17 protein-coding genes and 1 tRNA gene are annotated in these 17,283 nt (G+C 68.7%); 10 read left to right on the top strand and 8 right to left on the bottom strand.

The annotated features are described in order from the left end of the window. Positions 1 to 121 precede the first annotated feature (121 nt). The 3 genes from AB8M85_RS16235 to AB8M85_RS16225 form a co-directional block, all read right to left on the bottom strand. Positions 122 to 994: an alpha/beta fold hydrolase gene (locus AB8M85_RS16235; protein ID WP_372699879.1), complete on the bottom strand. Its 873-nt coding sequence runs from the start codon at positions 992 to 994 to the stop codon at positions 122 to 124. Further along, positions 991 to 1,518 (bottom strand): PadR family transcriptional regulator, encoded by a 528-nt coding sequence (locus AB8M85_RS16230; RefSeq protein WP_372699878.1) that lies wholly within the window; start codon positions 1,516 to 1,518, stop codon positions 991 to 993. The genes AB8M85_RS16235 and AB8M85_RS16230 overlap by 4 nt, the downstream gene beginning before the upstream one ends. A 142-nt stretch (positions 1,519 to 1,660) precedes the next feature. Further along, the gene (locus tag AB8M85_RS16225) at positions 1,661 to 3,502 is read right to left on the bottom strand and encodes a phosphoenolpyruvate carboxykinase (GTP) (RefSeq protein WP_372699877.1); all 1,842 of its coding nucleotides are present in this window, start codon (positions 3,500 to 3,502) and stop codon (positions 1,661 to 1,663) included. A 285-nt stretch (positions 3,503 to 3,787) separates the two neighbouring features. On the opposite strand from AB8M85_RS16225, the gene AB8M85_RS16220 reads away from it, so the two are divergent. The 4 genes from AB8M85_RS16220 (at position 3,788) to AB8M85_RS16205 (ending at position 7,778) form a co-directional block, all read left to right on the top strand. After that, positions 3,788 to 3,864: transfer RNA gene (locus AB8M85_RS16220), tRNA-Arg, on the top strand. Between the two features lie 427 nt (positions 3,865 to 4,291). Continuing rightward, positions 4,292 to 4,939: an ABC transporter ATP-binding protein gene (locus tag AB8M85_RS16215; RefSeq protein ID WP_372699876.1), complete on the top strand. Its 648-nt coding sequence runs from the start codon at positions 4,292 to 4,294 to the stop codon at positions 4,937 to 4,939. Continuing rightward, complete coding sequence (locus tag AB8M85_RS16210; RefSeq protein ID WP_372699875.1) at positions 4,936 to 7,191, top strand: YhgE/Pip family protein; 2,256 nt, start codon at positions 4,936 to 4,938, stop codon at positions 7,189 to 7,191. The genes AB8M85_RS16215 and AB8M85_RS16210 overlap by 4 nt, the downstream gene beginning before the upstream one ends. Next, positions 7,188 to 7,778, top strand: a complete 591-nt coding sequence (locus AB8M85_RS16205) for a TetR/AcrR family transcriptional regulator (protein ID WP_372699874.1) — start codon at positions 7,188 to 7,190, stop codon at positions 7,776 to 7,778. The genes AB8M85_RS16210 and AB8M85_RS16205 overlap by 4 nt, the downstream gene beginning before the upstream one ends. Before the next feature lie 7 nt (positions 7,779 to 7,785). On the opposite strand, the gene AB8M85_RS16200 is transcribed toward AB8M85_RS16205, so the two are convergent. Continuing rightward, entirely contained in the window at positions 7,786 to 8,310 is a 525-nt protein-coding gene (locus AB8M85_RS16200; protein WP_372699873.1) for a histidine phosphatase family protein, read from the bottom strand. Positions 8,311 to 8,402: 92 nt separating this feature from the next. Next, positions 8,403 to 9,212, bottom strand: coding sequence for a winged helix-turn-helix domain-containing protein (locus tag AB8M85_RS16195; RefSeq protein ID WP_372699872.1), 810 nt, complete (start codon positions 9,210 to 9,212; stop codon positions 8,403 to 8,405). A 605-nt stretch (positions 9,213 to 9,817) separates the two neighbouring features. Here AB8M85_RS16195 and AB8M85_RS16190 point away from each other — a divergent pair. Together AB8M85_RS16190 and AB8M85_RS16185 are read left to right on the top strand one after the other, a co-directional pair. Further along, positions 9,818 to 10,558 (top strand): response regulator transcription factor, encoded by a 741-nt coding sequence (locus tag AB8M85_RS16190; RefSeq protein ID WP_372699871.1) that lies wholly within the window; start codon positions 9,818 to 9,820, stop codon positions 10,556 to 10,558. Next, positions 10,555 to 12,123 carry a sensor histidine kinase gene (locus tag AB8M85_RS16185; protein ID WP_372699870.1) on the top strand — a complete coding sequence of 523 codons (1,569 nt, stop codon included), beginning with the start codon at positions 10,555 to 10,557 and terminating at the stop codon, positions 12,121 to 12,123. Before AB8M85_RS16190 ends, AB8M85_RS16185 begins: the two co-directional genes overlap by 4 nt. Positions 12,124 to 12,160: 37 nt before the next feature. Here the strand turns inward: AB8M85_RS16185 and AB8M85_RS16180 are convergent, their stop codons facing one another. Beyond that, the gene (locus tag AB8M85_RS16180; protein WP_372699869.1) at positions 12,161 to 12,574 is read right to left on the bottom strand and encodes a type II toxin-antitoxin system death-on-curing family toxin; all 414 of its coding nucleotides are present in this window, start codon (positions 12,572 to 12,574) and stop codon (positions 12,161 to 12,163) included. A gap of 179 nt (positions 12,575 to 12,753) precedes the next feature. Further along, positions 12,754 to 13,392 (bottom strand): uracil phosphoribosyltransferase, encoded by a 639-nt coding sequence (gene upp / locus AB8M85_RS16175; RefSeq protein ID WP_372699868.1) that lies wholly within the window; start codon positions 13,390 to 13,392, stop codon positions 12,754 to 12,756. Between the two features lie 80 nt (positions 13,393 to 13,472). Between upp and AB8M85_RS16170 the strand changes: the two genes are divergently transcribed. The 4 genes from AB8M85_RS16170 to AB8M85_RS16155 all read left to right on the top strand — a co-directional run bounded on the left by AB8M85_RS16170 (position 13,473) and on the right by AB8M85_RS16155 (position 16,759). Further along, positions 13,473 to 13,925 carry a nucleoside deaminase gene (locus AB8M85_RS16170; protein ID WP_372699920.1) on the top strand — a complete coding sequence of 151 codons (453 nt, stop codon included), beginning with the start codon at positions 13,473 to 13,475 and terminating at the stop codon, positions 13,923 to 13,925. A gap of 89 nt (positions 13,926 to 14,014) precedes the next feature. Continuing rightward, complete coding sequence (locus tag AB8M85_RS16165; RefSeq protein ID WP_372699867.1) at positions 14,015 to 15,436, top strand: FAD-binding oxidoreductase; 1,422 nt, start codon at positions 14,015 to 14,017, stop codon at positions 15,434 to 15,436. Positions 15,437 to 15,533: 97 nt separating this feature from the next. Further along, on the top strand, positions 15,534 to 16,148 hold the full coding sequence (locus AB8M85_RS16160; protein ID WP_372699866.1) for a ClpP family protease: 615 nt from the start codon (positions 15,534 to 15,536) through the stop codon (positions 16,146 to 16,148). Further along, positions 16,145 to 16,759, top strand: a complete 615-nt coding sequence (locus tag AB8M85_RS16155; RefSeq protein ID WP_372699865.1) for a ClpP family protease — start codon at positions 16,145 to 16,147, stop codon at positions 16,757 to 16,759. Before AB8M85_RS16160 ends, AB8M85_RS16155 begins: the two co-directional genes overlap by 4 nt. Positions 16,760 to 16,781: 22 nt before the next feature. On the opposite strand, the gene AB8M85_RS16150 is transcribed toward AB8M85_RS16155, so the two are convergent. Continuing rightward, positions 16,782 to 17,207 (bottom strand): helix-turn-helix domain-containing protein, encoded by a 426-nt coding sequence (locus tag AB8M85_RS16150; RefSeq protein ID WP_372699864.1) that lies wholly within the window; start codon positions 17,205 to 17,207, stop codon positions 16,782 to 16,784. Positions 17,208 to 17,283: the final 76 nt, after the last annotated feature.

Raw genomic sequence — 17,283 nt, 5'->3', positions numbered from 1 at the left:
TGATCTGGTTTTGGCCAGGTCGCGGGCCGTTCCGCTCCGTTCCGTTCCGCTCCGCCCGCAGGGTGATTCGGGCCTCGGGTCGCGGCACCTGTGCGGGCCCGACTTTTCGTGCCCGCACCGATCAGTTCCCCGCTGGGAGCCCGGGGACCGGTTCCAGCCGCGGGTGGATCTCGCCGCGCTCGATCCAGGCGCGCACCATGGCGTTGAAGAACAGCGGGTCCTCGATGCTCCACTGGTGGTGCATGCCCGGGGCCAGGCGGAAGACGGTATCCGGACGCACGGCGGCCACATCGGCGAACCCCTTGCGCACCACGGACGGCTCCCGCGAGCCGGCAACCATCAGCAGGCGTTCCGCGTAATCCCCCAGCCCCTCCGGCAGCCCGCCAGCGGCGACCTCGTCCAACATGGCCTTCATGTTCTCCGGGCGCAGCGTCAGCCCATGGTCGGAATAGATCCTGCGGGCGTTGCCGGGGATGCCGTACGCCCCGGCCTGGACCTTCCAGAACCATTCGGCGTCGCCGAAGCGCAGCTGGGCCGCCGCCGACATCCGGGCGCCGGCCCCCAGCGGCCGGGTGGAGGCGCCGGAGAACAGGGCGCTGGCAAACAGCTCCGGATGCCGGGCGATGGCCCGCAGCCCAATCATCCCTCCGAGCGAAAGCCCCACCAGGTGGACACGTCCGTCCTCGACTTCCTCGGCGACAAAGGCGGCGACATCGTCTGCGGCGCTGTCGAGCCCGCGCCAGTCCTCCTCGGCCCGTGCCCCGAAACCGGGCAGGTGCGGGGTGAAGACCTGGTACGCCGGGAACGCCTTCACCTGCGGGTCCCACATCCAGTTCGCGACGTTTCCCCCGTGCAGGAACACCAGCGTCTGGGCCGGCTTGCCATCGGCGCGCGCCCGCAGCGGGCGGTGGATTTCCGGATAGCCGGCAGGATCGAGCCGGTCGACGGCGTCGTTGCCGCCGGCTGCCTGCGGGGTGGTGGGGCGCTCGCTCATGGCAGGTTCCCTTCGACGCGGTCCAGCCAGGACAATTCGGACTCCACGTGCACGATGCCGTGGTCCAGCGTGGCGGCCATCAGGTAGCCGCGGCGCTCGGCCAGGGCCGCGTCGTCGAGTTCGGCACGCAATGTCCGGTAGGACGCGTGGAGTTCCTCGGCTTCGGCGCGGCGGGCGGCGAGCAGGGCCACGATCTCGTCGCGCTCGAGTCCACCGGCGAAGAAGATGCGGCCCAGGAACGGTTCGCGGGCGGGTTGGCGGTCGAGCCCGCCGGTGAGCCAGTCCTGCAGGGCGGTGCGGCCGGCCGCGGTGATGTGGTGTTCCTGCCGTGCCGGGTAGTTCTCCTGCGGAACGGTCCGCACGGTCGCCAATCCGCTGGTGACCAACTGGGACAACGTGCGGTAGATCTGGGCCTTGTCGGCATTCCAGAAGTGGTTGATGCTCGAGTCGAAGTGCTTCTTCAGGTCGTAACCGGTCATCGGCGAGAGGCTAAGCAGCCCGAGGATCAAGCGTGCGAGGATCATGCCTCCATCATGCCAGTCTGCTAGGTGAAAAGTCGCCCATGCCCTCGGCGTGTGGATCACCGCCCGGTTCCGGACCACGCACGACGGCGGGGAGCCTACCCGGGTGCCGGGTAGGCTCCCCGCCGTCGGGGTGGGCGTCCTGCTAGGCCAGTCGCTGCTTCAGTCCCGCCAGTTCGTCCTGCAGCGAGCGCGGCAGCGATTCCCCGAAGTTCGCGTACCACTCCTCGATGCCGGCCAGTTCCTGCTTCCACTCCTCGGGGTCGACGGCGACGGCGACCTCGACGTCCGCGGCCGTGAAGTCGTCCAGGCCGGACAGGTCCATGGATTCGCCGGTCGGCACGTAGCCGATCGGGGTTTCGCGGGCGTCGGCGGTCCCCTCGATGCGCTCGATGATCCACTTCAGCACGCGTGAGTTGTCGCCGAACCCGGGCCAGGCGAAGCCGCCCTCGGGCGTGCGGCGGAACCAGTTGACCAGGAAGATGCGCGGCAGGCGCTCCGGGTTGGCCTTGGCCTCGATGGAGTCCCAGTGGTTGAGGTAGTCCCCGGCGTCGTAGCCGATAAAGGGCAGCATCGCCATCGGGTCGCGGCGGACCCGTCCGACGGCACCGGCGGCGGCGGCGGTCGTCTCCGAGGAGAGCGTGGAGCCCATGAAGATGCCGTTGGTCCACGAACGGGCCTCGGTCACCAGCGGGATCGTGGTCTTGCGGCGGCCGCCGAAGAGGATCGCGTGGATCTCGACGCCGTCCGGGTTGTAGAACTCCTCGGCGAGCATGTCGATCTGGTTGATCGGCGTGCAGAAGCGCGAGTTCGGGTGGGCCGCGGGGGTGCCGGACTCCGGCGTCCAGTCGTTGCCGAGCCAGTCGGTCAGATGGGCGGGGACCTCGTCGGTCATGCCCTCCCACCAGACGCCGCCGTCATCGGTGAGGGCGACGTTGGTGAAGATCGAGTTGCCCTTGGTGATGGCGCGCATGGCGTTGGGGTTGGTCGCCCAGCCGGTGCCGGGGGCGACGCCGAACAGGCCGTACTCCGGGTTGACCCCGCGCAGTTCGCCCTCCTTGCCGATGCGCATCCAGTTGATGTCATCGCCTAGGGTCTCGGCCTTCCACCCCTCGACCGTCGGGTCCAGCAGGGCCAGGTTGGTCTTGCCGCAGGCCGACGGGAACGCGGCGGCGACGTTGTAGCTCTTGCCCTGGGGGCTGGTGAGCTTGAGGATCAGCATGTGCTCGGCCAGCCAGCCCTCGTCGCGTGCCATGACGGAGGCGATGCGCAGGGCGAAGCACTTCTTGCCCAGCAGCGCGTTGCCGCCGTAGCCGGATCCGTAGGACCAGATGGAGCGGTCCTCGGGGAAGTGCACGATCCACTTCTCCTCGTTGCACGGCCATGGCACGTCGGCCTGGCCCGGCTCCAGCGGGGCACCCACCGAGTGCACTGCCGGAACGAAGAACGCCTCGGTGGCCTCCATCTTGCGCAGCACGTCGTCGCCGATGCGTGCCATGATGCGCATGGAAGCGACCACGTAGGCGGAGTCGGTGACCTCGACGCCGAATTGCGGCTTCTCCGCGTCCAGGGGTCCCATGACAAACGGAATGACGTACATGGTGCGCCCACGCATGGACCCCTTGAAGAGGTTCTGCAGGATCGGGGTCATCTCCTTCGGGTCCATCCAGTTGTTGGTGAACCCGGCGTCCCGCTTTTCGGTCGAGCAGATGAAGGTCCGCTCCTCGACCCGGGCCACGTCCTTCGGATCGGAGAAGGCGGCAAAGGAATTCGGGAACTTCGCCTCGTCGAGTCGGACGAGGGTCCCGGCGTCGACCAGCTCGCCGGTGAGGCCGTCGACCTCCTCCTGGCTGCCGTCGACCCAGTGGACTTGGTCCGGCTGCGTGAGCTCCACGATGTCGGCAACCCATGCGAGTAGCTTTGCGTGGGTCGTCGGTGCCGTCTGACGCTCCGCGTCGAGGACCGTCTGATCGGAGCGCTCGCTCATGTCCATTCCCTCCATTGGGCTGTTGCTGGTCTTATCGATGCTATGGCTCGACCACGCGGACCGGGCAGCAGTGCTACAGCGGCACAGCCCCACCGCCCGGGTGGAGCAGCGCATTTCCCCGGAATCCCGGGGTTCATCTTCTTCACTATGTGACGAAGGTCACATAGACCGGTCTATTCGAATGAGTCACGACTGTGCGGTGCAGCACGTTCACCTGGTCCGATTTTGCGTCGCGCCCCGGTGTCTGTATAGTTATTCGAGGTCAACGACGTGGTCGCGGACCGAGCGCCCATAGCTCAGCTGGATAGAGCGTCTGTCTACGGAACAGAAGGTCAGGGGTTCGAATCCCTTTGGGCGCACCAACAGAAAGGCCCCGCTTCGGCGGGGCCTTTGGCCGTTCCGGGGCTTGTCGCGGCGACGCCTCCATCAAGCACGCACTGTAGTTTCAGCAGGCAGGCACTGCCGGAATCCGCACCCCGACCCATTGCTTGGCCAGCATTCCCCGAACCACCCCCTCTCGGTGGATCCCGGCCTTTCGGCCACCCGCACCCATCCAGCACGGCAGGGCACGCCCCGGGGCCCGTCCCCGGCCCCGGGACTGCAGCAGAAACAGGTCGCCGAGTTCGACCCCGCCCCCTTCCGGAAGCAGGCGCCTGGATTGCCTCGACGTCCGGCATTGCGCCGATCGAGCGTCGCCGCGCCGACCAGCGACCCTTCCGCGGCGGCACGCGACGGAAACCACACGTCCACTAATTGAACTGACCGGTCAGTTTGATTTAAGCTGGAAGCATGCTCATTGCAGACGGACTCTCCATCGCCGGTCGCCACGCGCCGCTCGTCGAACCCACCAGCCTGACGGCCGCGCCCGGCGAACTGCTCCTCGTCCACGCCGAACCCCAAGCCACCCGCACCGCCCTGTCCCTGGGGCTCAGCGCCCGCATGCGGCCCGATTCCGGCGTGGTGGCGTGGGAGGGTGACGCATCCCTGGCGGGCGTCCGCCGCATCAGCATGATCGTGGACTCCCCGGAGATCAACGAGCCCGAATCGCACGTGAAAGTCAGGGACCTGGTCGCCGAGGACCTGGCACTGCACCCCGGGCCCTTCTGGCGCCGCAGCAGCATCGACGCATGGCTCGAACGGCACCGCTTCACCGAACTGGCCGGGGAGTACCTCGACGCCATCGACCCCCTGGACCGCCTGCGTATCCTCACCCATCTGGCCCTCGAGGAACACCAGACCGGCCTTCTGGTGTGCGACACCCCCGACCGCCACGGCATCCCCGACGCCGACTGGGTCGACCACCTGGCCCAGACGGCCGCGGGGCGGCGGCACCCGGCACTCATCGCCGTCGTGGGCACCATCCCCGAAGGCTGGTCCGGCCGCGTCGCCAAGGCCGGCCGCGACAACCTTCCCGACCCCACGGAGATCCCCGCGTGACCACACTTCGCCTGGCCCTGTCCGAACTCAAGCGCATGACCAGCGGCGTCCTGCCGTGGATGGCGATCATCGCCATGACGCTGGTGCCACTGCTCTACGGCGCGCTCTACCTGTATGCGAACTGGGACCCCTACTCACATCTGGACAACGTCAAGGTGGCGCTCGTCAACGAGGACCAGGGGGCGCAGCAGGACGGCAAGGAGCTGCACGTCGGGGACGAGGTCGTCGATTCCCTGCTCGAGGACGCAACGTTCGGATGGCACGTGGTGGAATCCGAGTCCGAGGCGGAAGAGGGCGTGCGGACCGGGGAATACGCCTTCGCGATGACCATTCCCGCAGATTTCTCGAGCAACCTGGCCTCCCCCGAGGACTTCGACGCAGCACGCCAGGCCATCCTCCAGGTCACCACCAACGACGCGAACAACTACATGGTCGGCACCTTCGCCGACAAGCTCGCCGGCGAGGTCCACAACACCGTAGCCAAGGAGGTGGGCACCGAGACGGCCGATACCCTGCTGACCGGCTACGGGCGCATTCACTCCCAGATGGCGAAGGCAGCCGACGGCGCCGGGGACCTGCACGACGGCACCGTCAAGCTCGACGACGGCATCGGCACCCTCGCGGAGGGGGCGAAGGAACTTGATGCCGGGGCCGGGAAGCTGGACGCTGGGGCACGGAAGCTCCAGGACGGCACCTCCTCGCTGGTGGCCGGCGAGCAGAAGCTGGTGACCGGCACCGGCGCACTGGCCTCCGGCGCCGGGGACCTGCACGACGGCGCCGACCGCCTCTCCAGCGGGCTGGGAACCCTAGAATCGAAGACCGCGACGCTGCCCCAGAAGACGCGCCAACTCGCCGACGGGGCGGCCTCGGCCAACGCCGCGGGCAAGGAGCTGGCCACTGGTGCCGACCAGGTGGCCGACGGCAACGAGGAACTCAGCGCCAAGGTCGGCGGGGCCGTCGACACCATCAAGGCACTGCAGTCCGATGCCGACCAACGCCTGGACGACACGGTCCAACAGCTGATCGACGACGGCGTGATCACGGCCGAAGACGCCGAAGCCGCCCGCGCCTCCGTCAAGAAGCTCGCCGCCGATTCCGGGGTCACCGCCCGGGCCGAGCAGACGAAGAAGGAACTGCTCACCGCGCAGTCGCAGATCGACCAGCTCGCCGCCGGTTCCCGCCAGGTCGCCACCGGAGCCTCCCAGCTCAGCGGGGGGCTTGGCACCCTGGCCAACGGCGCCGACACGCTTGCCGATTCCACGCCCGCCCTCGTCGGCGGCATCTCCGACGCGGCCGATGGGGCCGGACAGCTCTCCTCCGGGGCCGGGAAACTAGCCGGAGGAGCCAACACCCTGCTCGCCGGCCAACAAGATGCCCTCTCCGGGGCGAAACAGCTCGACACCGGAGCCGCATCGCTTGTGGACGGAATCGGATCGCTCCAGCAGGGCACCACGGACCTGCGCGGCGGCATCGACGAGCTCTCCTCCGGGGCCGACCAGCTGGTCGACGGCTCGGGGACGCTGGCCGACAAGCTCTCCGACGGCACGGACCAGGTCCCGAACCCCTCGGACCGGCAGAAGACGCAGGTCTCGAACGTCATCGGGGACCCCGTCTCGGTCGCGAACACCGACCAGGCCAGTGCCGCGACCTACGGGGAAGGACTGGCACCCTTCTTCATGACCCTGGCGGTGTGGATCGGCGCCTTCATCCTGGTGCAGATCATGCGGCCGGTGACGCACCGGGCGCTGGCCTCGAATGCGGCCAGCTGGAAGATCGCCATCGGCGGATGGCTGCCCTTCCTGTTCCTGTCGATGGTCCAGGCCACGGTCCTCTACGGGGTGGTGCTCTTCGGCCTCGGCCTGCAGACCGCGCACCCCTGGCTGACCTGGGGTCTGTTCCTGGTCGCCAGCATCGCGTTCACCGCCCTGGTCCAGGGCATCTGCGCCCTGCTCGGCACACCGGGCAAGCTCGTGGTCCTGGTCCTGCTGGTGCTCCAGCTCGTGTCGGCCGGCGGCACCTTCCCCTGGGAAACCACCCCCGACCCCCTGCATGTGGCGCACAAGCTGCTGCCCATGGGGCACGTGATCACCGGCCTGCGGCACCTGATGTACGGCGCATCGCTCGATGGCCTGCTCCCGCTGGTCCTGGCGCTGCTGGGCTACGCGGCCGTCGGCCTGTTGATGAGCGTGCTGGCGGTGCACCGCGGCAAGACCTGGACCCTGAAGACGCTGCACCCGGAGCTGGCGGCATGACCGGGCGCCAGCGCGTCCGCGCCACCGACTCCAAGCACCGTCTCTTCGCGGCCTCCATGTCGCTGATCGGCGAGCGCGGCCACCACAGCGTGACGGTCGACGAGATCGCCGCAGCGGCGGGTGTGTCGAAGGGGACCGTGTACTACAACTTCGGGTCCAAGGCCCAGCTGATCGGGCAGCTGATCCGCTTCGGGGCCGATGTGCTCTTCGAGCGGCTGGAGGCGGGCGTGGCGAATCCCGATCCGGTCGCCGGGTTCCGCGACATGGTCACGGCCTCGCTCGAATTCATGGAGGCCTACCCCTCCTTTGCGCAGCTGTGGGTCAGCGAGCAATGGCAGTCCCGCAGCGAGTGGGCCGACACGTTGGAGGAGCTGCGCGAGGAGATCATCGCGGTCATCCGCACCGCCTTGGACCGCCTGCGCACCGCCGGCGGCCACCCGGCCGTGGAACGGGCCGACCCCGCGGCACTGGCCACGGCCATTTTCGGCGCCGTGCTGATCATGGGACGGGACCGCCAGGTCTTCCACCCGGAGCGCGGCATCGGGCAGTGCGTGGACGCCGTGATGGCGTTCGCCGCCGTCGGCTGATCCCGCGCTACGGGCGCGGGACGACGAACCCGGTGACACGGGCGTCGCGGCCGTCGAGCTCGGCCCAGGGCTTCTGGGTTTCCAGCAGGGTCAGCCCCAACGTCGGATAGCGCGTGGCCAGCTCCATCACCGGTTCCTCCTCCGACTCCACCGAGGCCAGCGCCATGGCCACCTCCTGGACGGTGGGCAGGTGTCCGAGCACCAGCAGCGTGGACACGGTCTCGGGGGTTTCGTTGATGAGGGAGACCAGCTGCGTCGCCGACGCACCGTACACGCGGGAGTCCTGGTACGGCGTCGGGCCCTTCTCCCCTAGCTCGCTGGACACCCACGCGCACGTGGAGCGGGCGCGCAGCGCGTCCGAACACAGGATGTAGTCAGGAATCCACCCGTTCGCCATCATCCAGGCGCCTGCGGACGGGGCCTCCCGTGTGCCGCGGGTGGCCAGCGGCCGGTCGTGGTCCGCGACCCCGAAGGGGAACTCGGCCTTGGCATGGCGCAGGAGCATCAGGCGCTTCAGGTGGTGCTGGCTCATGGATCCAGCTTAGGTGCCGGCACACCCCGCAGAGAGCACGACGGCGGTGCCCCGCCGAAGGGGGCACCGCCGTCGTAGTGGTTCCTGCTGGATCAGATGCTGTACTCCGGGGCGGCCCAGACGATGACCTCGGGGTGCTCGTAGAAGCGGTAGCCCTGCCCGCGCACGGTGCGCACGGTGTTGGCCAGGCGGCCGAGCTTGGAGCGCAGGCGGCGGATGTGCACGTCGATGGTGCGCTCGTTCGGGACCTCTTCGGCGTTGCGCCACAGGTTGGTCAGCAACTCGTCGCGGCCAACGGTGCGGGCGCCGTTCTCCACCAGGTAGTTCAGCAGCTCGAACTCCTTGAACGTGAGGTTCAGCGTCTGCCCGTCCAGGTGGACCTCGCGGCGTGAGAGGTCGATCAGCACGCCGGAGGGGCGGGTGGCGGCCGGCTGCTGGCGGGCCGTTTCGGTGCGCGGGCGGCGGGCCACTGTCGGGTCCCCCAGCGCCTGGCGCACGACGTCGATGCTCTCCCCCGGGGCGTTGGCCGGGGCCAGCGCGACGGCGGCGTGGGTCTGGGCGTCCGGTGACAGGCTCTGCAGGTACGAGCGCACCTGCGTGGCCAGCTTGCCCAGCGACGTCCCCTGGTCCTGGGCAGTGGCCTCGTCCAGGCCGACGTAGAGCACGAAACCGCGGGCCTCGGTGTCGCGTTCGACGGCCTGCGGACCGGGCGTGCCGTTGCCCGCGACGACGGGGGTGGGGGCGGTGAGCGGGTGGCGCTCCTGCGGCGACGGGACAGCATGGAGCTGGCGGTACCCCTGCGGGGCGCCGTACTCGCCGTGGACGCCTTGGCGCTGGGCTGCCGCTGCGCGGTTCTGCGCGTTGCGGATGGAGATGTGGACGTATCCGGACGTGACGGACATGGTGGAACCTCTAACTGTGCGAAAAGTCGGTGAACTGTCTTTGGGGAGCTGTCCGGGGCGTCGTGGAGGTGGCGACATCCGGATCAGCCGTGCTTCGGATCTTCTGCTGGTGGGAAGAAGCTAGGCCGACATTCGACAACAGCTGCGCGCACGTCCGACTCCATGGCCCCAACGGGGGCCGGTGGCCGCGAGTGCTGCTGGATCGATGTTCACGGGACCAGTCTTGCCGTAATAAAACGAACCCGCAAGTAATATTCATCGCATCTGTCCACATACTGAGACGAAAACGCTTCTTTGTGAGTTGATTCACATTGTGCACATTTCTGAAGTGAACCTTTTGGATGCGACGAGGTGGGCAACGAAGGGCGCTTTGGGTGTTCGATCTGACCACCCGAAGACACGAATGAGAACCCTAAAACGAAGTATGCATAGTTATGCGTGACACCGGCTTTCGGGGGTCATGAGCTTGACTATCCGGGGGCCGCGGTGGGCGATTCGGGCGTCGTGCTGCGGGGATGCGCCGGTACTGTAGGAGGCACGGGGCTCACAGCCCGGTCACAGCTTCATCCCAGCCCGGCCCTATAGGTGCAGAGGAGTATCGAATCATGACCAACTCGCAGTTCTCCCCGAACCAGCTCCCGCGCCTGGAACATCCCGATGGCACCCCCATCCGTGCGCTCGTGGTCGACGACGAGCCCTCGCTGGCCGAACTGGTCAGCATGGGGGCGCGGATGCTCGGGTGGCAGGTCAAGGTTGCCGGCGACGGCCCCTCCGCCGTCCAGGAGGCCCGTTCCTTCAGTCCCGACATCCTCGTGCTGGACTGGATGCTCCCCGGCTTCGACGGGCCCGAGGTGCTGCGCAAGATCCGTGCCTTCCAACCCGAGGTCCCGGCCCTGTTCCTGACCGCCAAGGATGCGGTGGAGAACCGAATCGAGGGCCTCTCGCTCGGTGGCGACGACTATGTCACCAAGCCGTTCAGCCTCGAAGAGGTCCTGCTGCGGCTGCATCGGCTCGTCGAACGCTCCGGAGCAGGCAAGGCCGACGCGGCCGAACTCGTGGTCGGGGACCTGGTCATGAACCTGGACATGCGCGAGGTCAGCCGCGGCGGGGACGTCGTGAACCTCACCGCCACCGAGTTCGACCTGCTGCACTACCTGATGGAGAACGCCCGGCGCGTGATGTCCAAGAACCAGATCCTGGACAGCGTGTGGCAATACGATTTCGGCGGCCAGGCCAACATCGTCGAGCTGTACATCTCCTACCTGCGCAAGAAAATCGACGCCGGGCGCGAGCCCATGATCCACACGGTCCGCGGCGCGGGGTATGTCCTGAAGCCCGCGCCGTGACCTGGACGGTCCCACCCAAGCCCACGAACCCGCCGACCCGGCCCGACCACCGTCCCGGCGGGCAACCGGGCCAGCGCTGGTCGCTGCGTGCGCGCATGCTGGCCGCGCTCATCGCGCTGCTGGCCCTGATCTGCATGGTGATCGGCATCTTCACGCACACCGTGATGCGCAACAGCCTCTACGGGCAGCTGGACGAACAGCTCCAGCAGGCGTCCAACCGCGCCGCCAGTTTCGACGGCAAATCGGATGGCCAGGGCAACGACGTCCCCGATCCCCTGAACGCCCCCGGGCAGGGCTCGGGGACGCTGAACGCCCGCATCGTGGGCAACACCATCCTCATCGGCGGGGTCCTGGACCGGGAAACCGGAGTGCGCCAACAGCTCAACGAGAAGGATGCCCAGCAGCTATCCACTGTCGTCCCCGACGAAGCCCCGGTGAGCAAGGACCTCTCCGTCGGCCGGTACCGCCTCATGGCCGTGACCGCACCCTCCGGCCCCTCGACGGAACACGGCGGCGCCATCCTCATCACCGGCCTGCCGGTGGAAAACACCCATCGCACCCTGGTCTCGCTGGACATCACCATGTTGCTGGTCGCGTCCTCGGGGCTGGTTGCCACCGGCCTCATCGGCTCGGTGATCGTGCGCAGGTCGCTGGTCCAGCTTGAACGCGTCTCGGCTGTTGCCGGATCGGTCGCCGAACTGCCCCTGGACGCCGGCGAGGTCCGGCTGGCCCAGCGCGTCATGCCCTCCGATGCCGAGCCCGGCACCGAGGCCGGGAACATGGGCCACGCGTTGAACGCCCTGCTGGACAACGTGGAGTCGGCGCTGGAAGTGCGCCAACGCTCGGAGGAACGGATGCGGCGCTTCGTGGCCGACGCCTCCCACGAGCTGCGCACTCCCCTGGCCGCAGTGCGCGGCTATTCGGAACTGGTCGCGGCCACCGAGCAACTCAGCGCGGATGGCCGTACCTCGTTGGGCCGCGTGGTGGAGCAGAGCCACCGGATGGGATCGCTGGTGGAGGACCTGCTCCTGCTGGCCCGGCTCGACGAGGGGCAGCAGTCGACCGCCGTCGATGTCGACCTGAGCCAGCTGGCCATGGAGACCTCACGGGACTTCCGGGTCGCGGCCCCCGCCCACCGGTGGCGTCTCGTCCTCCCCGACGAACCCGTCGTCGTCCGCGGTGACACCGCCCAGTTGACGCGGGTGCTGAACAACCTGCTCTCCAATGCCCGCAAGCACACGGCCGAGGGGACCACCGTCGAGACCCGCGTCGCCCGGTCCGCGGACGACCGGTACGCCATCCTCACGGTGGCCGACGACGGCCAGGGCATCGATGCCGAGTTCCTCCCGCAGGTCTTCGGACGCTTCACCCGCGCCGACGACGCGCGCTCCGGTGCCGAGGGGACCGTGGGGCTGGGCTTGCCGATCGTGCGCGGGATCGTCGAATCCCACGGCGGCACAATCAACGTCTCGAGCCGTCCCGGGCACACCGAGTTCGAAGTCCGGCTGCCGCTCGCCTTCGACCTGCCCCCGCGCCCGGACCAGCCGCCCCAGTCCGCCGTCTAGCTGTCCACGCAGGATCCGGTCATGCCGGTCGGCGGCTTCAAGGGCTCGGGGGCTGAGCCGGACCGCTCACAGGCCGATGCCCTGTCCGAGTTCCCGGGCGGGGCTTGATGATCGCAGCGGACTCCTCGGAGCCGATCTCGCCGGCAGCTACTCCTACCGCCAAATCGAAAAGCGCCGCCTCAGAAGCCCTCTCAACGTGTTCGTTCATCCGGAGGAACATGATCATCACGGTCAGGCCTGTCCGCTTGTTGCCGTCCAGCAGCGGCTGGCTTCTGAGGACGGACTCGAGGAGAACGGCGGCCTTCATCCCCAAGAACGGGGAAGTCTCTTCCCCGATGATCCGCGTCGCAGGCCGGGCCAAAGCCGAAGAGAGCATTCCGGCGTCGCGCACGTGGAAACCGAATCGGTTGACCACATGCAGGGCGTCGTCGAGACTCAGATCCCGCGTCACGCATCTTCCAGGCGGCGCAGGAGTTCCGCATGGTCGGCGACAACGGAATCAAGAATCTCGTCCAGCCTCGACGCCGGGAGTTCCCTTCGACAACCAGCTCGGCGCCATGAAGCAGAAACGCGCTCTGGGACGCTAGGAGGCACCGCCGTCGTACAGTGTTTTCTAGTGGGCGCGGTTTTCTAGTGGGCCAGCCCGTAGAGCCGGTCGCCGGCGTCGCCGAGGCCCGGGACGATGTAGGCGTTCTCGTCGAGCTTCTCGTCGAGGGCGGCGAGCACCAGGTGAACGCGGGAGTCGTCGCCGTAGGACTCCTCGAGCCGGTCCAGGCCCTCGGGCGCGGCGATGAGGCAGATGCAGGTGACGTCGGAGGCGCCGCGGTCGAAGAGGAACTTGATGGACTCGATCAGCGTGCCGCCGGTGGCGAGCATCGGGTCCAGCACGAACACCTGGCGGCCGGTGAGGTCCTCGGGCAGGCGCTCGGCGTAGGTGACGATGTCCAGGGTCTTCTCGTTGCGGGCCATGCCCAGGAACCCGACCTCGGCGGTGGGCACCAGACGCGTCATGCCCTCGAGCATCCCCAGGCCGGCGCGCAGGATCGGCACGACCAACGGGGTGGGCTTGGCGAAGGCCGTGCCGGTGGTGGTGGCGACCGGGGTGTCGACCTCCACCTGGACGGTGCGCACCTCGCGCGTGGCCTCGTAGGCCAGCAGGGTCACCAGTTCGTCGGTGAGCTGCCGGAAGACCGGGGACGGGGTGTTCTTGTCGCGGAGAACCGAGACCTTGTGGGCCACCAGCGGGTGGTCGACTACCTGTACGCGCATGCCCTAAAACTACCAGCCCGCCCCGGGCGCTCGGCTACTGTGGGAGCGTGATCCGAGATGATGCGCACCACGCGCGGTGGATGGGGCTGGCCCTCGAGGAGGCCCGCGCGGCGCTGGCAACCGGCGACGTGCCCATCGGCGCGGTCGTCATCGGCCCCGACGGAACGGTCGTCGCCACCGGCCGCAACGAACGCGAGGCGACCGGGGACCCCACCGCCCACGCGGAGGTCGTCGCGATCCGCTCCGCCGCCAGGGCCCTCCGGGATTCCGGGCACGACGACGGCTGGCGGCTCTCCGAGTGCACCCTGGTGGTGACCCTGGAACCGTGTGCGATGTGCGCCGGGGCGATCGTGCTCTCCCGCATCCCGCGCGTCGTCTTCGGTGCCTGGGATGAGAAGGCCGGCGCCTCCGGGTCGGTGTTCGACGTGCTGCGCGAGCCGCGCCTGAACCACTGGGTCGAGGTCTTCCCCCGCGTCCGCGAGGCCGAGTGCGCGGCCCTGCTGACCGGCTTCTTCGCTGACCTCAGAAAGTAGCCTTCCCGCCATTGACCGGCGGCCCGCCACGGCGGAAAATGCGACACAGGACCGGGCGAAGGGTCCCGGCCACTGCCTGAGGTGGAGCCATGGCGCAGCACGCGATTGACGTGTCCGACTACCGGCAGCTGGGGGAAACGATCGGCGGCGGCATTGTCCTGCCCGATGATGCCGACTACGACGACGCGCGCGCGGTCTGGAACGCCATGATCGACAAGCGGCCGGCGGTGATCGTCCGCGCCGGATCCGTGGCCGATGTCGCCCCGGCGCTGGCCTTCGCGCGCGATCACGACCTGCTGATCGCCATCCGCGGCGGCGGGCACAACGTCGCCGGCCACGGCACGGTGGACGGCGGCCTGGTGCTGGACCTCGCCGCCTGCAACGACGTGCACGTTGACCCCGACACCCGGATCGTGACCGCCGGTCCCGGTGCCACCCTGGCCGATCTCGACGCCGCCACCGCACCGCACGGACTGGCGGTCCCCGTCGGCGTCATCTCCGCCACCGGAATCGCCGGGCTGGCACTCGGCGGCGGCTTCGGGTGGCTGACCCGCGCGCATGGGCTGACGGCCGACAACCTCGTGGCCGCCGAGGTCGTCACCGTTGACGGCCGCACCGTCAGGGCCAGCGCCACGGAGAACCCCGACCTCTTGTGGGCGCTGAAGGGCGGCGGCGGGAATTTCGGCGTCGTGACATCCTTTTCGTTCAGTGCCCACCCGTTGCCCACCTCCGTGTTGTGCGGGAACCTCGTGTACTCCGCGGCGAACTGGACGCGGGCCCTGCGGGCCTACGCCCGCTGGACGGAGGACGTGCCCGATGAGATGACCTCCATCGTCACGTCGCTGACGCCGCCGCCGGACTGGGAGCTGGGCGCCGAACCGGTCGTCGTTGTCGGTTTCGCGTGGGCGGGCAGCGAACACCAGGCCGGCCAGGACTGCCTGGACCGCCTCCTTGCCGCCGCCCCGCCGGACGTCCCGGACGTCGCCCGCCTGCCGTGGCCGCAGTGGCAGTCGTCCCTGGACGCGTTCTTCCCCCGGGGAGTCCGGGCCTACTGGAGGAACACCGGCCTCAACCGGCTGGATGGGGACGCCGTCGACGTCATCACCCGTTTCGCCTCCCAACAGACCTGGCTGGGCACGGCCTTCGACATCCACCACATGGGTGGGGCATTCGGGCGCGTCGACGAACACTCGTCGTCGTTCCCGTCGCGGAACGCCCGCTACTGGATCAACATCTACGGTTTCTGGAACGAAGCCGCCGACGATGCGCACCACGTCGATTTCATCAGGTCCCTGGACACGGCGATGCGCCCCTTTTCCAGCGGGGCGCAGTACCTGAACTTCATGGGGGCCGAAGCCGACAACCCGCTGGTCCCCGGCGCCCCGGCGAACCAGCCGTCGGTCTACGGTGAGGCGCAGCTGGCCAGGTTGCGGGACGTCAAGCTCGCGTACGATCCGGCGAACCTGCTGCGGCTGAACCACAACATCCCGCCGACGTTGGCCGGCGCATAGGACCCCCACGTGGCGGTCGTTCTGCCGGTGGCGGCACGCTGCTGCTCCCGGCAGCACGGCGGCGACAGGAACACCGGCCGCGCAGCACGCTGGTGGCATGAGTGAACAACCAGAAGCCCGCAGCCTCTTCGACCGCCACATGCGCCAGCACCTGTTGATGCACCGTGTCCTGGTCCTCGACGGCCCCCTCGACGACGACAACGGCACCATGCTCGCCGGCCAGCTGATGGCCCTGGCCGACGACAACCAATCGGACATCTCGCTGTGGATCAACTCCCCCGGCGGTTCCGTCCCCTCCATGTTGGCACTGCGCGACATCATGCGGATCATCCCGTGCGACGTCTCCACGCTGGCCCTCGGGCTGGCCTGCTCCGCCGGGCAGTTCCTGCTCTCCGCCGGAACGCCGGGCAAGCGACGGGCCCTGCCGCGGGCACGGATCCTGATGCACCAGGGCTCGGCGGGCATCGGCGGGTCCTCGGCCGAGGTGGAGGTCCAGGCCAACGACCTGCGCCACACCCGGGATACCGTCCTGGGGCTGATCGCCGAGGACACGGGCCAGCGGGTGGAGCGGATCTTCGAGGATTCGCTGCACGACCGCTGGTACACCGCTGCCGAGGCCCTCGAGTACGGCTTCATCGACGAGGTGGCGGACTCCTATGCGACGATCGCACTGGCGCGGAACCGCCATGCGGGGCTGGGGGTGGAACGATGAGCAGCTACACGATCCCCAACGTCGTGGCCCGCAACGCCAACGGCGAGCGCATCATGGACGTCTACTCCCATCTGCTGACGGAGCGGATCGTCTACCTGGGCACGGCCATCGATCCTGGGGTGGCGAACGCGCTGATCGCCCAGCTGCTGCACCTGGACTCCGACTCCCCCGGCACGCCGATCGACCTGTACATCAACTCCGAGGGCGGCGACCTGCCGTCGATGCTGGCCGTCTACGACACCATGCAGTACCTGAAGTCCCCGGTGTCCACCATCTGCGTCGGCCAGGCGATCGGTGCCGGTGCCGTGCTGCTCACCGGCGGTGCCGCCGGGCGGCGCATGATGCTCCCGCACGCCCGCGTGGTGCTGCACCAGCCCGCGGGCCAAGGGCGCGGCACGATTCCGGATCTCATCCTGCAGGCCGATGAACTGTTGCGGACCCGCGGTGCCGCCGAGCGGGTGCTGGCCCGTCATACCGGCAAGGACGTCTCGGTGCTACGCGCTGATACGGACCGGGAACGGGTGTTCACCGCGGAGGATGCGCTCGCCTACGGCCTCGTGGACGAGGTGCTGGACCGGCAGCTGTCGGCTCCCCTGGAGCTGGGCCGGTAGGTGGGGCAGTGCGCCATGCAGGTCAGGCTGCCAGGGCGAGGACCGGCTGGGAACCGAGATCTGCCGTCGTACCCGCGGAGGATCCAAAGGCCGGGTAAGCCACGGTGGAATAGCCCCGCTGTCCGGTGGAGGTCAGGACCTGGACCGGTGCCGAGGCGTGGAGCTCGGCGGCTACCTGCCAGGTCAGGTCCAGCAGGGTCGTGCCGAGCGCGCCGGCGACCGCGGCGATCATCTCACTTGAGGGTTCCTTGATTCCGCGCTCGATCTCCGAGAGGTATTGCGGGGAGATGCCGGCGAGACGCGCGATATCGGCCAACCGGTCGCCGCGAACGGTACGCAGCAGCCGGAGGCGCCGGCCCAGAACCACCCGCCACAGCGGTTCGGGCGACCCTTGTTCGTCATTGATGTGGCGTCCGGTGCGGAAGGTGGCATCTCGTTGCAGGTCCATGCCTCACCGTAGGCCCGGCAGGCCCCGGCATGTCACCCCATTCTGCTGCAGGCAGAGCGGAACCCGTTTTGGGCTG

Origin of the sequence: Arthrobacter sp. JSM 101049, assembly GCF_041679245.1 — a bacterium.
Lineage (GTDB): Bacteria > Actinomycetota > Actinomycetes > Actinomycetales > Micrococcaceae > Arthrobacter_H.
Note: the sequence above shows the minus strand (reverse complement) of the source record. Positions and strands in the feature narration are given on the sequence as shown.